The organism is Synergistaceae bacterium (genome assembly GCA_017444345.1).
Taxonomy (GTDB): Bacteria; Synergistota; Synergistia; order Synergistales; family Aminobacteriaceae; genus JAFUXM01.
Map to the genome: position 1 here is coordinate 20,555 of JAFSWW010000133.1, position 21,732 is coordinate 42,286.

General features: G+C 38.4%; 21 protein-coding genes and 1 tRNA gene. 9 read left to right on the forward strand and 13 right to left on the reverse strand.

The genetic code is table 11. The features are described from left to right. Nucleotides 1-3: 3 nt before the first annotated feature. From IJS99_10455 to metG, 9 genes are all read right to left on the reverse strand, one after another. On the reverse strand, nucleotides 4-627 hold the full coding sequence (locus tag IJS99_10455; protein ID MBQ7562229.1) for a 1-acyl-sn-glycerol-3-phosphate acyltransferase: 624 nt from the start codon (nucleotides 625-627) through the stop codon (nucleotides 4-6). Next, the gene (locus IJS99_10460; protein MBQ7562230.1) at nucleotides 614-1,270 is read right to left on the reverse strand and encodes a (d)CMP kinase; all 657 of its coding nucleotides are present in this window, start codon (nucleotides 1,268-1,270) and stop codon (nucleotides 614-616) included. The genes IJS99_10455 and IJS99_10460 overlap by 14 nt, the downstream gene beginning before the upstream one ends. Beyond that, nucleotides 1,267-2,154 (reverse strand): HDOD domain-containing protein, encoded by an 888-nt coding sequence (locus tag IJS99_10465; GenBank protein MBQ7562231.1) that lies wholly within the window; start codon nucleotides 2,152-2,154, stop codon nucleotides 1,267-1,269. Before IJS99_10465 ends, IJS99_10460 begins: the two co-directional genes overlap by 4 nt. A 33-nt stretch (nucleotides 2,155-2,187) precedes the next feature. Next, on the reverse strand, nucleotides 2,188-2,892 hold the full coding sequence (locus tag IJS99_10470; GenBank protein MBQ7562232.1) for an rRNA pseudouridine synthase: 705 nt from the start codon (nucleotides 2,890-2,892) through the stop codon (nucleotides 2,188-2,190). Continuing rightward, the gene (trpS, locus tag IJS99_10475) at nucleotides 2,893-3,900 is read right to left on the reverse strand and encodes a tryptophan--tRNA ligase (protein ID MBQ7562233.1); all 1,008 of its coding nucleotides are present in this window, start codon (nucleotides 3,898-3,900) and stop codon (nucleotides 2,893-2,895) included. Between the two features lie 9 nt (nucleotides 3,901-3,909). Then, complete coding sequence (locus tag IJS99_10480; GenBank protein ID MBQ7562234.1) at nucleotides 3,910-4,647, reverse strand: Nif3-like dinuclear metal center hexameric protein; 738 nt, start codon at nucleotides 4,645-4,647, stop codon at nucleotides 3,910-3,912. Beyond that, on the reverse strand, nucleotides 4,644-5,234 hold the full coding sequence (locus tag IJS99_10485) for a deoxynucleoside kinase (protein ID MBQ7562235.1): 591 nt from the start codon (nucleotides 5,232-5,234) through the stop codon (nucleotides 4,644-4,646). Before IJS99_10485 ends, IJS99_10480 begins: the two co-directional genes overlap by 4 nt. Before the next feature lie 115 nt (nucleotides 5,235-5,349). Further along, a complete protein-coding gene (locus IJS99_10490) occupies nucleotides 5,350-6,450 on the reverse strand; it encodes a DUF2157 domain-containing protein (protein MBQ7562236.1) in 1,101 nt (366 codons plus the stop codon). A 1-nt stretch (nucleotide 6,451) separates the two neighbouring features. Beyond that, the gene (metG, locus tag IJS99_10495) at nucleotides 6,452-8,323 is read right to left on the reverse strand and encodes a methionine--tRNA ligase (protein ID MBQ7562237.1); all 1,872 of its coding nucleotides are present in this window, start codon (nucleotides 8,321-8,323) and stop codon (nucleotides 6,452-6,454) included. Between the two features lie 75 nt (nucleotides 8,324-8,398). Between metG and IJS99_10500 the strand changes: the two genes are divergently transcribed. The 3 genes from IJS99_10500 (at nucleotide 8,399) to IJS99_10510 (ending at nucleotide 12,105) form a co-directional block, all read left to right on the forward strand. Then, nucleotides 8,399-8,779, forward strand: a complete 381-nt coding sequence (locus IJS99_10500) for a GtrA family protein (GenBank protein ID MBQ7562238.1) — start codon at nucleotides 8,399-8,401, stop codon at nucleotides 8,777-8,779. A 184-nt stretch (nucleotides 8,780-8,963) separates the two neighbouring features. Beyond that, nucleotides 8,964-10,667 carry an adenine deaminase gene (gene ade, locus IJS99_10505; GenBank protein ID MBQ7562239.1) on the forward strand — a complete coding sequence of 568 codons (1,704 nt, stop codon included), beginning with the start codon at nucleotides 8,964-8,966 and terminating at the stop codon, nucleotides 10,665-10,667. A gap of 121 nt (nucleotides 10,668-10,788) precedes the next feature. Next, nucleotides 10,789-12,105 carry an NCS2 family permease gene (locus IJS99_10510; protein MBQ7562240.1) on the forward strand — a complete coding sequence of 439 codons (1,317 nt, stop codon included), beginning with the start codon at nucleotides 10,789-10,791 and terminating at the stop codon, nucleotides 12,103-12,105. Between the two features lie 55 nt (nucleotides 12,106-12,160). On the opposite strand, the gene IJS99_10515 is transcribed toward IJS99_10510, so the two are convergent. Continuing rightward, nucleotides 12,161-12,382 (reverse strand): DUF2922 family protein, encoded by a 222-nt coding sequence (locus IJS99_10515; protein ID MBQ7562241.1) that lies wholly within the window; start codon nucleotides 12,380-12,382, stop codon nucleotides 12,161-12,163. Nucleotides 12,383-12,417: 35 nt separating this feature from the next. Continuing rightward, nucleotides 12,418-12,657: a hypothetical protein gene (locus IJS99_10520; GenBank protein MBQ7562242.1), complete on the reverse strand. Its 240-nt coding sequence runs from the start codon at nucleotides 12,655-12,657 to the stop codon at nucleotides 12,418-12,420. Nucleotides 12,658-12,953: 296 nt separating this feature from the next. On the opposite strand from IJS99_10520, the gene IJS99_10525 reads away from it, so the two are divergent. From IJS99_10525 to IJS99_10550, 6 genes are all read left to right on the forward strand, one after another. Further along, entirely contained in the window at nucleotides 12,954-13,370 is a 417-nt protein-coding gene (locus IJS99_10525; protein ID MBQ7562243.1) for a cupin domain-containing protein, read from the forward strand. Between the two features lie 97 nt (nucleotides 13,371-13,467). Continuing rightward, nucleotides 13,468-15,381 carry an ATP-dependent zinc metalloprotease FtsH gene (ftsH, locus tag IJS99_10530; protein ID MBQ7562244.1) on the forward strand — a complete coding sequence of 638 codons (1,914 nt, stop codon included), beginning with the start codon at nucleotides 13,468-13,470 and terminating at the stop codon, nucleotides 15,379-15,381. A 103-nt stretch (nucleotides 15,382-15,484) separates the two neighbouring features. Then, nucleotides 15,485-15,555, forward strand: a tRNA-Gln gene (locus IJS99_10535). Nucleotides 15,556-15,585: 30 nt separating this feature from the next. Continuing rightward, a complete protein-coding gene (glmU, locus tag IJS99_10540) occupies nucleotides 15,586-16,956 on the forward strand; it encodes a bifunctional UDP-N-acetylglucosamine diphosphorylase/glucosamine-1-phosphate N-acetyltransferase GlmU (GenBank protein ID MBQ7562245.1) in 1,371 nt (456 codons plus the stop codon). A gap of 21 nt (nucleotides 16,957-16,977) precedes the next feature. Continuing rightward, complete coding sequence (locus tag IJS99_10545) at nucleotides 16,978-17,946, forward strand: ribose-phosphate pyrophosphokinase (protein MBQ7562246.1); 969 nt, start codon at nucleotides 16,978-16,980, stop codon at nucleotides 17,944-17,946. Nucleotides 17,947-18,024: 78 nt separating this feature from the next. Further along, nucleotides 18,025-19,833: an aminotransferase class I/II-fold pyridoxal phosphate-dependent enzyme gene (locus IJS99_10550; GenBank protein MBQ7562247.1), complete on the forward strand. Its 1,809-nt coding sequence runs from the start codon at nucleotides 18,025-18,027 to the stop codon at nucleotides 19,831-19,833. Between the two features lie 32 nt (nucleotides 19,834-19,865). Here IJS99_10550 and IJS99_10555 read toward each other — a convergent pair whose 3' ends face one another. Together IJS99_10555 and IJS99_10560 are read right to left on the reverse strand one after the other, a co-directional pair. Continuing rightward, entirely contained in the window at nucleotides 19,866-20,633 is a 768-nt protein-coding gene (locus IJS99_10555) for a formate/nitrite transporter family protein (protein ID MBQ7562248.1), read from the reverse strand. Nucleotides 20,634-20,664: 31 nt separating this feature from the next. Continuing rightward, nucleotides 20,665-21,636, reverse strand: coding sequence for a hypothetical protein (locus IJS99_10560; GenBank protein MBQ7562249.1), 972 nt, complete (start codon nucleotides 21,634-21,636; stop codon nucleotides 20,665-20,667). Nucleotides 21,637-21,732 lie beyond the last annotated feature (96 nt).

Sequence of the window (21,732 nt, forward strand, 5' to 3'; positions counted from 1 at the left end):
CGATTAACATTTTTCAAGCTCCCTGAATGAATTATTTAACTCGTCCATTATAATTTTGCGGCCGTCTTTGCTTTTGTATACATCATCGCTAAATCTTAATACTTTTCCGAACGTTATATTAATCTTGACCGGCTTAATTAACGCGCTCCCCGTAGGCATTGCCTTAAATGATCCGTGAATAAATACCGGCAAAATCGGGGCTTTCTCATGACTCGCGGCCAAAGCGACTCCACCTTCTAAGGGCTGCAAATTTCCGTCTAAAGTCCTCCCGCCTTCAGGGAATATTAATACATCGTTCCCGTCCTGATATAATTTCATGAAAGCTCGTAAAGCACCGGCAGCACTCGAATTATTTTCCCGTGATACAGGCATAGCACCCAACGCGCTTATACAGGCACCGAATAATTTATTAGTGAATAACTCTTCTTTTGCGAAATATCGTAAATCCCTCGGAAAGAAACAGCCGATTAATACGGGGTCTAAGTTGCTCGCGTGATTACTGGCAACTATAAATTTTTCATCAGGGTTTAATTTTTCGAGCCAGCGAACACTGACACGATTATAAATCAATAATAATATTTTCAGGGTAAATCTTACTATTGCATAAAAAATTTTATTTTGCTTCATTATTAATAGAGCCTCTTACTTGATTAATTATAAAATTTATTACTTCCTGTTCGCTCATGTCTGAACTGTCAATATAAATAGCATTTTCCGGAATTCTTAACGGGGCGATTTCACGGTTTAAATCATGCTGATCACGTGATTTTATAGCTTGCAGGATCTCATCATAATTTGCACTCTCACCGCGCTTGATTCTCTCGTCATAACGTCTTTTAGCTCGTGCTTCTGGGCTGGCTGTGAGATAGAATTTAAAATCTGCGTCAGGAAATACAACGCTCCCTAAGTCCCGGCCTTCTGCTATTAAACTTGCTTTCTTGGCCTGTTCACGCTGAATATTTAATAAAGCCGCTCTAACTTCGGGCAAAGCAGAATACTTTGACGATAAAATATCAGCTTCAGGCGTTCTGATTTCCTTAGTAACGTCAAAATCATTCACATAGACACCGGATTTATTAATTTCTATATTAATATCATTCAAAGCCTCGTGCAGAAATTCCGGCCTGACTTCAGACTTTGCGAGAATTAGACCTATTGCGCGATATAATGCCCCTGTGTCTAAAAAATTTATGCTTAACTCCTGAGCTACTTTCTTTGATACTGTGCTTTTACCAGCTCCGGCGGGGCCGTCAATCGTAATAATTATCATAATCCGGCCATATCTCCCATATCATTAGCAACGCTGCTTACATAATCGACCATTTCAGCGAGTAAACTATCAAAATTAGTTATGCCGAGCCGCTCTAAAGGTTCAGGGAACATATAAGACTGCAGGCCGTCAGCTCCTAACCCGATACCGAGCATTAAACACACGGCATTTGCTACTGATACTACGTCTAATAAAGGCTGATAATCAGCTTTATCTTCGGGCAACTCATTCGGCTTGTGATGATATTCAACGGCAAATTTATAAGACTCCGGCATCTCCCAGCGTTCAACTAATACAGAGCCTATCATGGCATGATCAAAACCTAACACGCTTGACTCTGCTTCAGTAAAGGGAATATGCTTTTCTTCTACCATTTTTACGATAATGCCATATCCAAATCTGACATAATCATTTAATATTACTTTGCCTATATCATGTAACAGGCCGCCGACGTAAGCGTCTTCTGTATTTACTTTTTTCGTAACATGAGCTAAATGACGGCTTGCATATGCTACCATTAAAGAATGCCGCCAAAGTTCGCCACGGTCAAGAGCATAACCTGATAAGCCCTTATCCATTGAAGAATAAACTTCAGCAGCTAAGATTATATTGCTGATACTTTTATAGCCTAATAAAGAAATTGCCTCGCTTATACTTGAAATTTTACGGGTCATTCCATAAGCCGCCGAATTTGCTAATTTGAGAACTCTCAAAACAAGTCCCTCATCGCGCGATAAACTTTTTGCAACGTCAGCAGCATTACTTGAGGGATCATTTAATTTTTTCATGGTCTCAAGCACAAATTGCGGGAATGACTTTATATCAGCCAGTTTGCTTAATATTCTAGTCTTGATGATTTCTTTATTTGCGTTAGTGTCGCTCACTTTACAGCCCCCTTTTCGTGATTAAATTTATATTTATCGAGATAAAAATATTTTATTGCACAGACTGGAAAATGACAAACTTTTATATTCGCCGCTGCTCAAATTTCCGAGTTCAAGCCCGCCGATTTTAACACGAGTTAATTTCTCAACCCTCAAACCGATTTGACGCATCATTAATCTTATTTCGCGCTTTATGCCTTCAGACAGGACAATTTTTAGCGATGCTTCCCCGATTTGCAAGACTTTAAGCGGCTTGATAAATTTATTCTCGATATTAAAGCCTTCCCGCAATCTCGATAAATGCTTGTCATTAACCGGCAAATTTAATAATACTTCATATTCGCGTGAAATTTTTTTAGAAGGGTGAATAATATTCTGCGCAAAATTTCCGTCATTAGTCAAAATTAACAGGCCTTCACTATCTTTATCGAGCCTGCCCACCGGAAACACCCGCAAATTTCTAGCTTCTTCGGGCAATAAATCAATTATAACGGGATAATATTTATCACTGACTGCACAGACATAGCCGCTCGGTTTATTCATAATATAATATACGCGCTTTAACTCGTGAAAAATTTGCTTATTGTCAAGTAAAATTTTATCGTGATTTATATCTACCCTGAAATATGGAGCGAGCACAATTTTATCATTGACTTTGACACGTCCCGACAAAATAATATCATCGGCCTTGCGTCGTGAACATATCCCGTTCGATGAGAGAAACAAATTTAATCGCATTTATTTATTTATTCTGGGTAATAGTCCCATTGCCGGATAAATTTCGTCCATTGTTGAGCCTGCTACTTTCTCAGCTCGTAATGCTCCATCGCGTAAAATTTCGTCAAGTAAACTTTTATTGCCTTCATATTTTGAGCGTCTTTCTCTGATAGGGGTCATTAACTCATTTATATGAGCGTTTAATTTTTTCTTGCAGTCAATACAGCCTATTCCCGCACTCTTGCAGCCCTCGCAAATTTCGTTTTTCTCGTTCTCGTCATTATTAAAAACTTTGTGCAAATCCCAGACAGGGCATTTTTCGGGGTCGCCCTTATCAGTTCGACGCATTCGGGCCGGGTCTGTCTTCATAGTCCGCAATTTTTGCCACATTGAGTCAGCACTCTCACTTAATTCTAAAGCATTCCCGTATGATTTACTCATTTTGCGGCCGTCAATTCCGGGAACTTTCGGAGTTTGAGTAAATAACGGCTGAGGCTCAACTAAGACATCACCGAAAAAATTATTAAACCGCCGGACTAATTCACGGGATAATTCCAAATGCGCGCTTTGATCTTCACCGACTGGGACAAATTCAGCCTTGTATAATAATATATCAGCGGCCATTAAAACAGGATAACCGAGAAATCCGAACATGCCTAAATCTTTATTGCGAATATTAAATAACTGCTCCTTATAAGTCGGGTTACGATAAAGCCATCCCAACGGCGTAATCATTCCCAGTGCTAGGGCGAGTTCTGCGTGCTGCTTTACATGTGATTGAATAAATAACGGGCTTTTTTCGGGGTCAAGTCCGACGCTCAGCCAGTCAGTTAATGCCATGTAACAAAATTCGCTGGTCCGCCCGCTCTCTGCATAGTTAGACATCAAGGCGTGCCAATCTGCAATACTATAAAAACATTCGTAATTATCATCATTCTGAAGCCTGACAAAATTACTCAAAGCTCCGGCCAAGTGTCCCAAATGTAAAGCTCCGGTCGGTCTCATTGCGCTTAATACTCTTTTTTTCATGATTATAAATTAAATTCTCCCGTAATTATTTAGTGCTTTAATATCAAGTAATATAGCATTCAATTTTTTAGCAAGTTCGAGCAGGCTGGCACGTTCCATTTCACCGTGATTGCATAAAGCCATAACAAGCCCGCTTTTAACTGCATCAATTAATTCGTGATATTTCATGTCGCAGGTTATATAAATGTCGCAGTCCCGTGCAAATTCCCAGAACTCCGCACCGCTCCCGCCGCAAAGTGCAACACGTTTTATATCACGCTGATTCTCAAAATAATAATCTATGTGAGTTAAATTCCATGAAACTTTTACGAATTCAAGAAAATTTTTCAGGCTCATTTTTTCGCGCAAATTTCCTTTTATGCCGTAATCTGATAAACTCTCGCAATTTTCAAGCCCGATTTTACTTGCTAGAATTCTATTCACGCCGCTTTCTGACCTGTCAAAATTTGTGTGTAAGGCAATAATATTTATATCGCGCTTTACGGCCTCTTTTATAGCAAGTCCCAGCCAGTTATTATAATTTATCTGCTTTATTCCGCGAAAAATTAACGGGTGATGTGTTATAAGCAAATTACAATTTAACTCGCTTGCTTTGATAACAGCTTCAGGCACAGCGTCAAGACATACAGCAATATTATTTATTTCGCTGTCATAATCGCCGACGATTAAGCCCGAATTATCCCACTCAGCGCATAAATCAAAACTAGCAAAATTATTTATTTCCTGCAATAAATCACAAATTTTCATGATAAATGCTCTCTAACATCAGCTAAAAATTTTTCTATCATGCTCGGCGTGTTTATAAATTCCGGGTTGCTCAAGTCAAAATTAAATTCATTCGGAAATCTCACGCTCTCATAGGCCTTATATAGACTCCTCCAGTAATCTTGGCCGGCTTGTATCTCGTCTTGCCGCCCTCGTGAATTAATGCGCCTCATAATCTCGTCAAAATCGCAGTGAACGTGAATTAATAATTTAGGCTGCTTTACATTTACAGCGAGAGACTCATACAAATTTAAATATTGCCCGAACTGCCCATCTGTCAAATAGCCGAGTTCATAATATAATTTTGCATAGACTTTATCACCGAATAAGCTGCGATCCATTATATAATTTCCGTCTTCAATGGCACATAAATATTGCGCAAATCTCGTTACTAAAAAATTTAACTGCATAGGAAACGCCCATTTTCTATTAACGTGAAAGCGGCCTAATAAGTCATAATTATCTCTAAATTCTTCGGGCATAACGTCAAGATTTAATTTCTCGCTCAATAAATTAGTAAGCGTACTCTTTCCGCTGGCTGTCATGCCTTCAACTATTATATTTATCATTTTTTTCTCCTTTGTGCGTAGATAAAATTATCTTGGGCGGGCGGGTGGGAGGAAGAAAGTATGCGCGGAGAATATCCCCCTTACACATTTTGAGCCTCTCATGTTCCCATATTTATTATAAATTTCCGTCCTGTGCTGATTCATGAGTTCGCAATTTCTCAAAAAATACCCCTATCAGCATAAATATTAAGCCCAGTAAAGTAAATCCCCAGGCTTTCGGCATAAATCCGAATAAGCTGTCAAAGAAGTATCTACATACCAGCAACACGCAAAATACTACTCCGGCGACTAAATGACCGCGCCAAATATTTATCAGCATTAAGGGCACGAGACACAAGGCACTCACTACGCTTAAAATTTTCGCATAGTCCCATGAATTCCAGAACTCCGGCCAAGTTAATAATAAGCCGAATACTCCCGCAATTAATAATCCCATTGTCTGACCGTCTGAATGCTTCATTAAGAATGACATAACACCGCCGATTATTGCAAGAATTACAAGTGTAAGAGTTCCGCCTAAACACAAACTCATTCGGGAAGCGCATAATAATAACGTGATTAAAATATTAGCGTTTATGATTGCACGTGTTCTAATACGCCAGTTCACCAGCCATAATAAAGCCAGCAAGATAAAGGCTTTTACAGGGACGAAAAATTCCCACATTGCAAAATGCGCCGAATTCATGAATTGCAGGGCAAAAATATCTATTGCATTTATCACGATTAAATATATAAGACTCAAGATTTCCAGTAAATAAACCTGCCATAAATCACTAGTTATCATGCATGTTACAATTTCAGCTAACAGCCAGAATTCAAGAATTTGCGACAAATCGAGCTTGATATTATACATTCGAGTGCCTAAGAAAATCCCCGAACCTAAAATAAAACTTGCCAGCAATAAAAAACTCTTCCCGGCTTTAGTGCGAATTCCTGAAATCGAACACGCTATTAACGATAATGCATAGCCCCCGATAAGCACGCATAAACGCAATAATTTCGGCAATTCATGCCACTTTGAAGCAAGAAAACTCACAGCTCCCAGTCCTAATAAAATAACTCCAGCTAAAATTAATATTCGCTTTAATGAATACTCTTTGATTTCATAGAGTGATAAAATTTTTTCACTCTGCTCACTCGTGATTATATTCTCGTCAAGCCATGAATTTATTTCACCGTTCAAGAATTCATATTCGCGCCTTCTGATATTTATCATTCTAGCTCACTACGCTCCCTAATGGTATATTCTCATCTAAAGGCGTTAAAAGCGTTAATTTGCCTTCACTCTTTATGCTTGCTGCTAAAATCATCCCGTTGCTTTCTACTCCGCATAATTTAACGGGCTTGAGATTGCAGACAAGTATAATTTTTTGCCCTGTTAATTCGTCCGGTGAGAAATATTCTTTAATTCCGCTGCAAACTGTTCGAGTTTCTGAGCCTAAATCTATAGTTAATTTATATAACTTTTTAGATCTGGGTATTTCTTCACAGCTGGTAATTTGTCCGACGCGCATTTGAACTCGTGCAAAATCTTCAATCGTAATTAATTCGCTTTCTTTGCTTTCTGGCGTAACTTCCGGATTATCCGACATATTTTTTTGCTCCTTCTTTGTGTCAATTCTAGGGAATAATATATCGCCCTTGTTAATTTTATTTCCTGCTCCATTGCCCCAGTCAGAAATTTTTAAATCGCAACCTAATTGAACGCAAATTTTTTCGCTGGTACTCGGCATAAAGGGGAATAATAACACAGCGCAAAGTCTCAAGGCCTCATACAGATTCAATAATACATAATTCAGGCGTTCTGACTCGTTATTCTTAGCTAAGATCCAAGGGGTTGTCTCGTCAATAAATTTATTAGCCCGCGAAATAAATTCCCATATAGCTTTTAAGGCACTATCAAACGCAAAATCTTTCATGAAATTATCTACTCTTGAAATAATATCTTGAGCTAGTTCACTTAGTGGCGAGCTTGATTTATCACATTCAGGCACAACTCCGGCGCGATAATTCTTTATCATTTGAAGAGTGCGATTTAATAAATTGCCTAAGTCGTTAGCTAAATCTGAATTTATACGGCCTATTAATGCATCCTCGCTGAATTCCCCGTCTGAGCCAAACGGTATTTCTCGCATTAAAAAATATCTGAACGGGTCAAGACCGTATTTATTAATCATGTCAAGAGGGTCTATAACGTTGCCTTTGGACTTGCTCATTTTGCCGCCTTTGATAGTCCACCATCCATGCGCAATAATTCCAGCCGGTAATTTCTCATTTAAGGCAATCAGCATTAACGGCCAAGTTACACAATGAAATCTAATTATATCCTTGCCGACAACGTGATAACCGGGCCAAAATTTTTTGTAGTCGTCGCCCTGTAAAGCTGAGAGATAATTTATAAGCGCGTCAAACCAGACATAGATAACGTGATTCTCATCGCCGGGAACTGGTATCCCCCATTTTAAGCTAGTTCTTGATACGGAAATATCTTTAACGCCGCCCCGTAAAAAGCTCATGATTTCATTATAGCGTGTAACAGGCTTTATAGCATTCGGGTTATTCTCATAATATTTTATTAAGTCCGGGACATATTTTGAGGCTCTGAAAAAATAGCTTTCTTCCTGCATTGAAATTAATTTACTGCCGCAATCGGGACATGTTTGATTTTCTCCCATGTTTGACTCGCTCACGTAATTTTCACATGAGACACAATATAAGCCTTCATATTTGCTTTTATAAATATCGCCCTGTGATAATAACTGCGAGAAAATTTTTTGTACTGTCTTGATATGCCGCTCTTCAGTTGTCCTGATAAAATCATCGTTCGAAATATTCAAGACCTGCCATAAATCTTTAAATTTTACGTGAATCTCGTCAACTAATTCTTGAGGAGTCTTATTTTGAGAGTTTGCAGCGCGTTCTATTTTCTGGCCGTGTTCGTCAGTTCCTGTCAAAAATTTAACGTCATAGCCCTTCAGTCTCATATAACGAGAAATCACATCACATGCAATTGTCGTATAAGCGTGCCCGATATGAGGCTTGTCATTTACATAATAAATCGGTGTCGTTACGTAAAAACTTTTTGCCATTAAATAAATTCCCCTCCATAAAAATATACGCGATATATTATATAATAGCTAAAAAATTTTAATCGGGGCTGTCTCATGAATTATAAAACTTTTAAGCATTTATTTTTATATGGCATTGTCGGAGTTCTTACTACTTTATTAGCTATATTTCTTTACTGGCTGTTCACGAGAAAATTTTATCTCGGTGTTGTCTCAAGTTCTGCGTTATCGTGGGTCTTGGCCGTGATATTCTCATTCTGGGCTAATCGTAAATTTGTATTTTTTTCGCACGGGCCTCTCTTTCACGAGTTCTATTTATTCGTAATGGCTCGTATAAGCACGGGCTTAATGGATTTAGCGATTATGTATATTTTCGTTGATCTATTAAATTTTTATGACATGCCGGTGAAAATAATCAGCAATATTTTAGTGATTATATTAAATTATGTAGCTGCAAAGCTCGTTATATTCAAGTGAGGGCTTAATTATGCGTTATATTTATATTGTCGGGATAAATTTTTCACGATAAATGCGAACTCAAGCAATAAAATATTTATGCAGCCACAAAGCTCGTTATATTCAAGAAATAAATTTTTTCAGGATTATAAATTTCTCACTGCAATATATAATAAATAAAATTTTTATGGGAGGCGTTATAAACATGATAAAATTTGCGGCCGTTGCGAGGGGCGATTTACAAGCTGATACGATAATTCATAATGCAAATATAGCAAATATTTTCACGCAAAATTACGAACTTGCGGATATAGCTATTTATTCCGGAAAAATCGCAGGAATTGGCAAATATTCAGATGCTAAGACACATTTTGACGCACAGGGGCGGGCATTAATTCCGGGAATGATTGACGGGCATATTCACATTGAAGACACTATGATGACACCGGCAAATTTTGCAGATATAGCGGCTCTTCACGGAACCAGCGCGGTAATGGCTGATCCTCACGAAATTTCTAACGCACTGGGAGTAAACGGGCTTGAATACATGTTTGCGGCGTCCCGTTCTTTGCCGATTGATATATTTTTCGGTGCTCCGTCGTGTGTTCCTGCGTCAGAATTTGAGACACCTTTTCAAGAATTAGATATGAACTCAATAAAAAATTTTTTCGACACGGCCTTAACGCAGCATTTAGGCGAAATGATGAATTATCCGGCTGTAATTAACGGCGACCCTGAGGCATGGGGCAAAATCTTAGCAGCTGGCAACAGGCCTTTAACTGGACATGCTCCGGGAGTATCAGGCAAAAATTTAAACGCTTATATGTGTTCGGGAATTGACAGCGATCATGAATGCACAAATTTAGACGAGGCAAGAGAAAAATTATCGCGGGGTATGTGGCTCATGATTAGAGAGGGTGCGGCATTTCCTGATTTAAAAACTTTATTGCCGTTAATTCGTGAAAATCCTTTGAATGCGGCCCGCTGTATGGTCGTCAGTGATGATATTACAGCTAGATATTTATTAGAACGCGGTCATATGGACGAAAAAATGCGCATTATGTGCCGTGAAAATATAAATCCTTTCACAGCCTTAAGACTTCTTACACTAAGCCCGGCAGAATATTTCAGGCTTTATGACAGGGGCCTTATTGCACCGGGTAAGCTCGCAGATTTTGCTATTCTTGAAGATAAAGAAATAAATCAAGATTTCAGCGTTAAATATGTCTGGAAAAATGGCCGCTTAATAGTCAAGGACGGAGATATTTTCACAATGAATGAAGATTTGCATTTAGCTCCGGCGATAAAAACTAGAATCACTAACATTCCCACTCTTGAGCAAATAAAACTCGATATAAATAATAAAATTATTCGGGCAATCGGGATAACACAAGGCAGCATTATTACTAAATCGCTTGAAATTGACACGTCTCAAGGAAAAAATTTAGTTGATTTAGCTAAAATTATAGTGCTTGAACGTCATAATAACACAGGGCGGTTCGGCGTGGGCTTCGTTAAGGGATTGGGCATAAAAACGGGTGCAATAGGCTCAAGTGTTGCGCATGACGCTCATAATTTCGTAGTCGCCGGTGCTGATGATAAAAGCATTATTACTGCATTAAATGAACTTGCAAACATGGGCGGCGGACTTGTTTTAACTCAGGGGGATAATGTAATTAATTCTTTTGCGCTTCCAATCGGGGGACTTATGAGTTATCTTAAGGCTGAACAGGTAGCGAGCGAGCTCACAAAAATGGAAGATACTGCAAAAAATTTAGGCGTGGAAATCCCTCATCCGTTTATGGTGCTTTCTTTCTTGTGCTTAAGCGTTATCGGTGAACTTAGAATTACTGATTTGGGCTATATCGATATTACTAAAGGAGGCAGGCAGGATTTATTTGTGAATTAATTACACACTTCATTATGCCTAGCGCAAGCGTCCAGTACATAGCGCGGAACGCGCGCCCGGGGTATGCATAAAATTTGATTTGTGGGATAATGAGGCAAAAAATTTTTAGGAGCGTGATATTATGTCATTATTTAAGCTGAATGAGAATAATACTACTTTTATGACTGAAGTTCTTGCAGGCCTCACGACATTTTTAACGATGTCATATATTATCATTGTCAATCCTGACATTTTAAGCGCAACGGGTATGGACAAGAATGCACTTGTTATAATAACTTGTCTTGCGTCTGCACTGGGAACGTTCTTAATGGCAATATTTGCAAATTATCCGATTGCACTTGCTCCGGGTATGGGCTTGAATGCGTTTTTTGCGTTCGGTGTCGTCTTAAATATGAAGATTAACGGCGAGCCTGTTACTTGGCAGATGGCACTCGCGGCGGTATTAATTGAGGGAGCTATTTTTGCGGTGCTTACTCTCACAAATATTCGTGAAGCTATAATGAATTCAATTCCTAAATCCTTAAAAATTGGCATTTCTGCGGGGATTGGCTTATTTATTGCGTTCATAGGGCTTCAATCTTCAGGAATAATCACAAACAATGACGCTACACTCGTGGGACTGGGCAGAATAAGTAATAATATTCCCATGATGTTAAGTATGCTGGGACTGTTTATAATGAGCGTGTTGACGGCCTTAAAAGTAAAAGCGGCTTTATTAATCGGCATGGTAATAATTACAGGGCTTTCTATGTATCTGGGATTAACGCCCCTCCCTGAAAAAATTTTCTCAATGCCTGATTTAAATTCTATTGCGCCTATAACAGGCCATCTTGATTTCAGCATGATAAAAACTCCTGAATTCTGGGTAGTAGTATTCGCGTTCTTCTTTGTAGATTTCTTTGACACTCTGGGAACTCTAGTCGGTGTGTGTTCGAGGTCGGGATTACTTGACGAAAACGGAAATTTACCGCGCGCTAAAGGTGCACTCATGGCCGACGCTGTTGCAACTATGGCAGGGGCTGTTATGGGAACTAGTACAGTTACAAGTTATGTAGAAAGCTCTAGTGGTGTAGCTCAGGGAGGCAGAACGGGCTTGACTGCTTTGACGACTGCTTTATTATTTATTGCCGCTATATTCTTTACGCCTCTAGTTACTATTGTACCGGGATATGCGACTGCTCCGGCTTTAATTCTCGTAGGCGTTTACATGATGATGTCTTTGCGAGATATTAATTATGACGACTGGACGGAGTTAATTCCTTCTTTAGTGGGTTTCTTTATGATGCCGTTTGCCTATTCTATTGCTGTAGGTATTGAGTTCGCTATAATTCTTTACACAACTATGAAGATTTTCACCGGTAAATTCAAAGATGTATCATTCTTAATGCTTGCTCTTACCATATTATTTATCGTATATGAATTCTTTCTTAAGGCATAAAAAAACTCCCTGAGCTGTTCATAAACTCGGGGAGAAATTTATTTATTTATTCAAGCTATTCTCTTATATCGAGTTCGCTCTCAGTCGTTACAACTACTTTTGCGCCGGTTGCCTCGACTGGGACATTCTCGAATATACTTCCGTTAGTTATTATCGTGTCTGCAAGATTTTTTGCGTCTGCGTCCCTCATCGTATCGTCTGCATGGTTCCAGCTAAAATTATGCTCTTTGCCGTCCTCACACTTGAAAGTCATTACAAGTTTCTTGTTGTTCGCCATCTCTCTCACCTCCTTAACTTTTTTACGAGCTTAAACTATACGCCCTCAACAAGAAAATCAACGTGCGTTTTTTCTACGCCTAATACTGCTTTGCTTAGACACGGCGTTAATGCGTTTATGATATTCTGCGCCTTCTGTGCCGTCTCACTGGTAAAATCTGCTATCTTGAGAGTTCCCAGATTGAGATTTACCGATTTGATTTTGCCCTCGCTGTCAGTGCCGTTATTGAGTTTGATACTCACTGCCGTTTTTTTCGGGTTCATTGATACTGCCATCTTACTCACTTCCTTTGTTATTAGATTTTATTGCTTTTGTGTCATATCTCCAACACAAGAGAGATTATATAGCATTTATGATTTATTTGCAAGTAAAATATATATTATTTAAAATTTTATGTGTGATTACAGGGAAAAATACGCGGCGAACTCGTTATAAAGCAGTGTTATATCGGCAATAAAAAATTTATAGTGTACATAAATGATTTATGAAATTTTAAGGGGCAACGGCAATAAAAATTTATCATGTAAATAATTAGGCTTGACGGGTGCAAACTCGTTATAAAATTAGGTGAATGCGAAAAAATTTAATGCCTGAAATACGCGGGCAGTTCATTATAAAAACTTGCTATAATGTCATAAAAAGAGGTATTGCAAAAATGGAGCTGAAAACTGGTAATTTATACGAGTCTGTAAATCACACAGAGAATGAATTTATTAACGAGTTATTATCACGTGAAAGCAAAAATTTAAGAATAGAGCATATAGTCTCGCAGGGTCATATTTCGCCCGAAAATTTTTATTATGACCAGTCAGAATTTGAATTTGTAGCTGTCTTACAAGGCCGGGCAAAACTAGAATTCGAGCATAATTATATATTAGAGTTCAAGCCGGGCGACTGGGTAATAATTCCTGCACACGTTAAACACAGAGTTATATACACGTCAAGTAATGAGCCCTGTATATGGCTTGCTGTTTTCTGGCGCGAATAAAAATGTGTGATTGACCGGTAAAAATTTAATTCCCCTCTGTTATACTGTTATAATCATAGAAAAGCATTTATATTATAAACGGAGGGTAATTTTTATCTTGGGCAAAATCGTTAAAAATTTAGGCTTGTATTTAATTCTAGTCTTAGTTGTCGTAACAATGGTAAATACTTTCTTGACACCTGAAGAAGTTCAGAAGCAATATGACGAAATCAGCTACAGCCAGTTCTTAAAGGATATGGACGCAGGAAAAATCAGAATTCTCCAAATCCGAAATAATACTATACAGGGCGAATCAAGCTCGGCAATTATTCAGGGCGAATTCCATTCGGGCGAAAGATTTTTGACGTATGGGCTTGACGTTGCAGGCTTGGCGGACAAGGCGGCGGCTAAAAATATAATCGTAACAGTTGAGGCACCTCAAAAAAATACTTGGCTTGTAAATTTAATGAGTTCGTTATTCCCGACTTTGCTATTAATCGGCGTATGGGTATATTTTCTCTACAATATGCAGGGCGGGGGCGGTCGCATTATGTCATTCGGCCGGAGTAAAGCGAAATTATTTCTTGATAACAAGCCAAAAGTTACGTTTAAAGATGTCGCAGGCTGTGAAGAAGCAAAAGAAGAATTGCAGGAAGTTATACACTTTTTGAAGGACCCTGAAAAATTCAAGAAACTGGGCGCGAAAGTTCCTAAGGGCGTTTTACTGGTAGGAAGTCCGGGAACTGGCAAAACTTTATTAGCTCGTGCGGCGGCTGGTGAGGCTGATGTACCGTTTTTCAGTACAAGCGGTTCGGACTTTGTAGAAATGTTTGTCGGAGTTGGTGCGGCTCGTGTTCGTGATTTATTCGAGCAGTCGAAAAAATATCAGCCCTGTATTATATTCATTGACGAAATGGACGCGGTAGGCAGACAAAGGGGTGCGGGACTGGGAGGCGGCCACGATGAGCGCGAACAAACTTTAAATCAATTATTAGTCGAGCTTGACGGCTTTGACGATAAATCTAGCACTATTTTAATAGCAGCTACTAACCGGCCTGATATATTAGACCCTGCATTATTGAGGCCGGGACGGTTTGACAGGCATATTGTAGTAGATAAACCTGATGTTAAAGGCCGTGAGGAAATTTTACGCGTTCACATGAAAGAAAAAAAGTTTTCTGATGACGTAGATATAAGCATTTTAGCGCGCAGAACTCCGGGACTTGTCGGTGCTGATTTAGCAAATTTGGTGAATGAAGGGGCTTTATTGGCGGCTCGAAAAGGTAAGGAAAAAATCGAAATGTCTGACCTAGAAGAAGGTATAGAACGAGTTATGGCCGGTCCTGAACGTAAAAGCCGTATAATAAGTGAACACGAGAAAAAAATCGTAGCTTATCACGAAACAGGTCATGCAATTGTCGCTAAAGTTTTGCCCGGCGCTGACCCTGTACACAAGATTTCTATTATACCGCGTGGAAATGCCGCACTGGGTTATACTCTGCAATTACCCGAAGAAGATAGATTCTTGATTACTAAATCGCAATTAATGAACAGGATTGCTATATTATTAAGCGGCCGAGTTGCTGAAGAAATTATATTCAACGACGTAACGAGCGGGGCAGCCAATGATTTGGAACGAGCGACTCAGATAGCCCGGCAAATGGTAACACAATTAGGAATGAGCGAAAAATTAGGACTTGTTAAGCTCGGCAATAAACGTGAAGAAATATTTTTAGGCCGTGATTTAGCAGAAGATAAGAATTACAGCGAGCAGGTAGCTTTTGAAATCGACAAGGAAGTCAAGGGCATAATTGACGCGTGCTATCAGACTGCAAAGGAAATTTTAACGGATAAACGGGCTTTACTAGATAAGATTTCAAGTGTCTTGCTTGATAAAGAAATTCTTGACGCTTCCGAACTCGATAAATTAATGCAGGATAATAATAATGATAATAACGAGCCTGAAAAATTGCCTGAAAAACTCATTGATTTATTACCTGATAATAATAGCAATAAAGATTTTCTCGCATAAAAACTTGACTATATAAAAATTTTAAGTAAAATAAAAGCCTGATGAATTAGGAAGCCGCAACTTCTATAAGTGGCGGTAGTTCACGTAAAATAAATCGCGTTGTTGGGGAGTAGTCTAAAGGCAGGACACCGGAATTTGGATCCGAGAATGTTGGTTCGATTCCAGCCTCCCCAGTTTAACGAAATAAACGAGGTGATTTAATTCATGAAAGATTTATGCGTTTTCGTCATGGCGGCAGGTAAAGGCACAAGAATGAAGAGCGCAGAACCTAAAGTTTTACAGCCCGTTTTAGACAGACCGATTATAGATTACGTGTTAAATAATATCTTATCGGCCGGAATAAGTCCCGAAAATATTTGTGTTCTTGTAGGTTCAGGAGGCGACAAAGTAGAAGCTCACATAAAAAATTTATTCCCATCAATCAAAATTTTATATCAGCATGAACAACTAGGCACGGGCCACGCTGTTAAATGCGCTCGTGAATTCTGGGCAGAATATAATAATTTAATCGTCTTAAATGGTGATTTGCCCCTGATTACACCTGAAAGCCTTAAAAATTTAATCGCAAATTGTGATAATCATGACTGCACGGTAATAACTTTTATAGCGCAAAATCCCGCCTCATACGGCCGAATAATCCGAGAAAATAATCAAGTTTCTATAATAGAATATAAAGACGCTAATCAATCACAGCGCACTATTAAAGAAGTCAACGCAGGCTGTTACGCATTCCGTGTTAAATCGCTTGAGAAAATTATAGACTTAATCAATAATGATAATTCCCAGCATGAATATTATTTGACTGACGCATTAGCTTTAATGAATAATCAGGGCATGACGACTACAGCATTTATCATGTCTGAGCAGGAAATGCAGGGGGTTAATACTCAATCAGAGCTAGCTAATGTTACGCGTGATTTAAGAATGAGAATAATTAATTACTGGCTCGATAACGGCGTTAGAATTCTTGACCCTGAAAGCGTTTATATAGGCTCAGACGTGAAATTATCACCCGATGTAGTAATAATGCCGAACGTTCAAATTTACGGAAATAGCGAAATTCAAGCAAACAGCTATATCGGCTCAGGCTGTATATTAAATAATGCTAAACTCGGCTCTGACGTGAAATTAATAGCTTATGTGATAGTCGAGAACAGCGAATTAAAGGATTTTGCCAAAGCCGGCCCGTTTTGTTATATCCGTGATAATTCGTGCTTAGAAAGTAATTCTTTTGCGGGCAAATTCGTGGAGTTAAAGAATTCTCATATAGGCGCAAATTCCAAAGTCCCGCATTTGTCTTACATGGGAGATGCTACACTAGGGCATGACGTGAATATAGGCGCAGGAAGTATTACTTGCAATTATGACGGCGAACACAAAAATAAAACTTTTATCGGTAATAATTGCTTTATAGGCTCTGACACAATGTTTGTAGCACCGGCTGAAATCGGCGATAATGCGGCAACTGCGGCGGGGTCTGTGATAACTCAAAAAGTGCCTGATAATTCTTTAGGAGTAGGACGCGCAAGACAAGTTAATATAATTGACTGGTCATTGAGGCATAACAAGAAATAATATCGCGAAAGGAGTTAATTAATCTTGTCAAGAGGACACGGCATAAAAATTTTTTCCGGCACAGCTCACCCTGAATTTGCCGAGAGAATCAGCAGAGAATTAAACGTCCCATTATCAGATATTAAACGCTACAGATTTTCAGACGGAGAAATAGGCATTAGCTTAAATGAGCCAGTCAGAGGCGCTGACGTGTTTATTATTCAACCGACATGCACCCCCGCAAATGAAAATATTATAGAATTGCTTATAATGGCCGATTCAATGCGCAGGGCTTCAGCTCATTATATAAACGCTGTAATTCCCTATTACGGCTATGCTCGTCAAGACAGGAAGGCAAAACCTAGAGAGCCAATCACTGCAAAATTAATCGCTAATTTATTGACACAAGGCGGCTTTGACAGGGTAATCACAGCAGATTTACACACGGGCCAGTTACAAGGCTTCTTTGATATTCCTGTTGACCACTTAACGGGCATGAAGTTACTTGCTGACTACTTTAAAAATTTTCTTGCGCAGGATTTAGAAAATGGGCGTGTTGTTGTTGTGTCGCCTGATACCGGCGGAGTTACAAGGGCGCGGCGTTTTGCTACACTCTTAGACACTGATATTGCTATAGTCGACAAAAGGCGTTCTTATGATGTCGCTAACGTCTCTGAAGTTATTGACATTGTCGGCAATATTAATAATAGAATTGCTATATTAGTCGATGACATGATTGACACGGCGGGAACGATTTGTCATGCGGCTGAGGCTCTCAAAGAAAAGGGCTGCCTGAAAATTTATGCCTGTGCTACTCATGCTGTATTATCAGGCCCGGCTATTGACAGGATTAATAGCTCATGTATAGAAAAATTAATCTGCTCTGACACTATACCCATTACGAGCGAAAAAATTTCAAGCAAAATCATGCAACTTTCTATAGCACCGTTATTTGCTGAAGCTATTAGACGAGTTCACGAGGAATTATCAATCAGTAACATGTTTGATTAAATAATATTATAATATTATGCAGGTCTTGATTAAATAGGCCTGTTTTTATTATATTATTATCAGGAGGGCGATTTTAACGTGCAAGCTGTGATTTTAGCTGCGGGAATGGGCAAGAGGCTTAAAGAATTAACCCGCAATAATACAAAATGTATGGTAAAAGTCAACGGCGTTACTCTAATTGAACGAATGCTAAGACAGCTGGACAAGCATAATTTATCGCGTGTTATTATAGTTATCGGCTATGAAAGTGAGAAGCTAATTAAATATATTGCAACTCTCAACACAAAAACGCCGATTGTGTATATTAATAATTCCATCTATGACAAGACTAATAATATTTACTCGCTGGCACTCGCAAGTGAGCATTTATGCAATGAAGATACTTTGTTGCTTGAGTCTGATTTAATATTTGATGATTCCGTTATTGATTGCATTCTTGACGACCCTCGCGAAAATTTAGCACTTGTCGATAAATATGAGTCATGGATGGACGGGACATGCGTAAAATTACATAGGGGGGGGGGGGGCATAGAGTCATTCGTTCCCGGCAAAAAATTTAAATTTGACGAGATTCACGAATATTATAAAACTGTGAATATTTACAAGTTCAGCGAACATTTTTCACGAACTCACTATGTGCCTTTTCTTAAAGCCTATCAGGAAGCACTCGGACGCAATGAGTACTATGAGCAGGTTCTAAGAATTATAACTATGCTCGATTATCCCGAAATTGAAGCGAAAAAATTACACGGTCAAAAATGGTACGAGATAGACGACATTCAAGACTTAGAAATCGCCGAGTCTATTTTTATGCCAAATGATGACGAGAAAATTAAACGCTTTGAAGCAAGATACGGCGGTTATTGGCGTTATCCGGGACTGATTGATTACTGCTATTTAGTTAATCCGTTCTTCCCGCCTAAGAGATTGCTTGACGAAATACGCGCAAATTTTGATGTCTTATTAACAAATTATCCCAGCGGTATGCAAGTGAATTCTTTATTAGCCGCAAAAAATTTTAACGTGAATATAAATAATATTTGCCCCGGTAATGGAGCTGCCGAGCTGATAAAAAGCCTCATGGAAAATATTATAACTGGTAATGCCGGCTTTATTCGTCCCACTTTTGAAGAGTACCCGAATAGATATAATAATGAGAACTCTATAATTTTCACGCCTCCGAGCCGTGATTATAAATATGACGCTGATGATATTATAAAATTTTTCGCTGATAAAGAAATTAGCGCGCTCGTCTTAATAAATCCCGATAACCCAAGCGGAAATTATATAAATAAATCAGATATTAATAAATTAATTGCGTTCACTCACGAGAAAAAATGCAAGTTAATACTTGATGAGTCATTCGCTGATTTCGCAGATGAGAGTGATAATTCATTCATAAATCAGGAAATATTAAGCGCAAATAAGCATTTATTTATCGTCAAAAGCATATCAAAATCCTACGGAGTGCCGGGGCTTAGACTGGGCATTCTTGCGTCAGGTGATTGCGAGATAATTTCACACCTCAAGAAAGATATTGCAATCTGGAATATAAATTCTTTCGCGGAGTTCTTTATGCAGATTTTAGGCAAGTACGATAAAGACTATCACGAGGCATTAAATAAATTCAGGCTTGAACGTGAGAGATTTACGCGTGAACTTGAGAGAATAAATAATTTAACAGTATTTCACTCACAAGCAAATTTCTTAATGGCTGAAGTTAAAGGCATTTCTTCGGACGAACTCGCTAAAAAACTGCTGGTCAGGCACAATATATTAATCAAAAATTTAGCTCGCAAAACAGGGCAGAATTATATACGTCTGGCAATAAGAAATCAAAGCGATAATAATATTTTAATCGAGGCCCTGAAGCAAGAATTAAATTAATTTATTTATCAAGTCAGAGCCTTTGATTTAAGCTAATAAAATTTTCTCGCGTAACAATACCAGTAAATACCCCCGACAAAAAACGCTCCGCCCGTGATATTTCCTAGTGTTACGGGCAATAAATTATTAAACATTTCCGGCCAAGTTACAGCACTATTCGCAAATATAGCAGCTGGTATATAATACATGTTCGCTATACTGTGTTCAAAGCCTGAAATCACAAATAAGCACACAGGAAAGAATACCGCTAAAATCTTACCCGTAAAATCATCAGCCCCGGCCGACATCCATACAGCTAAACACACAAGCCAGTTGCATAATATGCCGCGTATAAATGCCTGCATAAATGATAGATTAATTTTTACAAGTGCTATATTTATCGTGAAGATTTCTAGTTTTTCACTAAGTAAGCCCGATTTTGCTATTAAATACGCTATTAATAAGCCCCCTATGAAATTCCCGATATAAACTATTAGCCATGATTTTATTAATTGCGTGAAAGTTATTCGCCGTTCACTCAATGACATAATCATTAAACAATTACCCGTGAATAATTCTGCGCCTGCTAATACTACCATTATTAAGCCAGCCGGAAATATTAAGCCTGCTAATAATTTAGCCAGCCCGGGATTATTTATTGCGTGTGATAGCATATTTGCTGCTTGAGCACCGAATGCGATATATACACCTGCTAGAATGCTTAAATTTATTTGCTGTGATATTCTTAAATTTGCCTTCTTTACTCCTGAATTTATCACGCTTTCTGCGATTTCTGAAGGCGTTAAAAATAGTCTTTGCATGATTTCTCACTCCTTTTACTATAATTATATATTATAGCCAAAATTTAGAGCTTGAGCCTTTCATGTTTATATCTATATTTATATTATTACGGCAAAGTTTATATATATTAGCAGCAAAATTTATATCATGTGCAGCAATCCCGATATTGTATGCTAAAATTCTTTCTTGATTGCTTTCACGTCCGGGGGATTTTCCGGTCAAAATATCTGACACTTCAGCGAAATACTTAAATCCCGCAAAATTCTTAAAGTGTTTCACATGGCCGTAATCGTCTGCAAAAATTTTATCAAATATTAAATCGCAATTAGTAAATCCCCTAGTATGAACAGGCAAAACAAGAACTCCGGGCGAAAAAATTTCATTATCAGCGCAAAAATCTTTATCGGCATATGTTACAGCAGATATTATAACGTCCGAATTCCGCATTAAATCATTATAATCTGAAACGCATTCAAATTTTAAATTTTTATAGCCGGCAAAACGTGTTATAAATAAATCTTCCTGCGATTTATAGCGCAATAATTTTATTTGCAAGTCCCGTTTATATAATTCAGCAAGCACTAACAAGACAGCCCGTGCAGTGTTGCCAAGTCCCATAATAGCTATATTGCTGAAATTTTCTCTAGCAAGTAACTTTATCGAATGTGCTGCTACTGCTCCCGTTCTCATTGCCGTTATCCAGTCAGCATTCAATAAAGCTAATTCTTCGCCACTATCTGCGTTAAATAATATTAATATGCTCTCAAGTGCAGGCTCTCTATTTGGATAACGAGTTACTATTTTTACGCCTCCCACTGAATAATCAAGCGGTGAATATTCACCAGGAATTATACACGGCATTACGTTGCAAAATCTGCCGTCTAGTAAACTTGAAAATTTCATGCTGATTTTTGGCGGAAGTATTATATTTGCTTTATTAATTAATAGCTCGTTCACCCAGTTATAACAAGTAACAGGACTTATTCCCATGGAGGCTATATCTTCAAATTTAATTATTTTCATGCTGCCAGACTCCAATTATAATTATTTATATTAGAGTAAAATATTTGTATTGTCTTGTCTTGTCTTGTATTGTCTTGTCTTGTATTGTCAATTTTA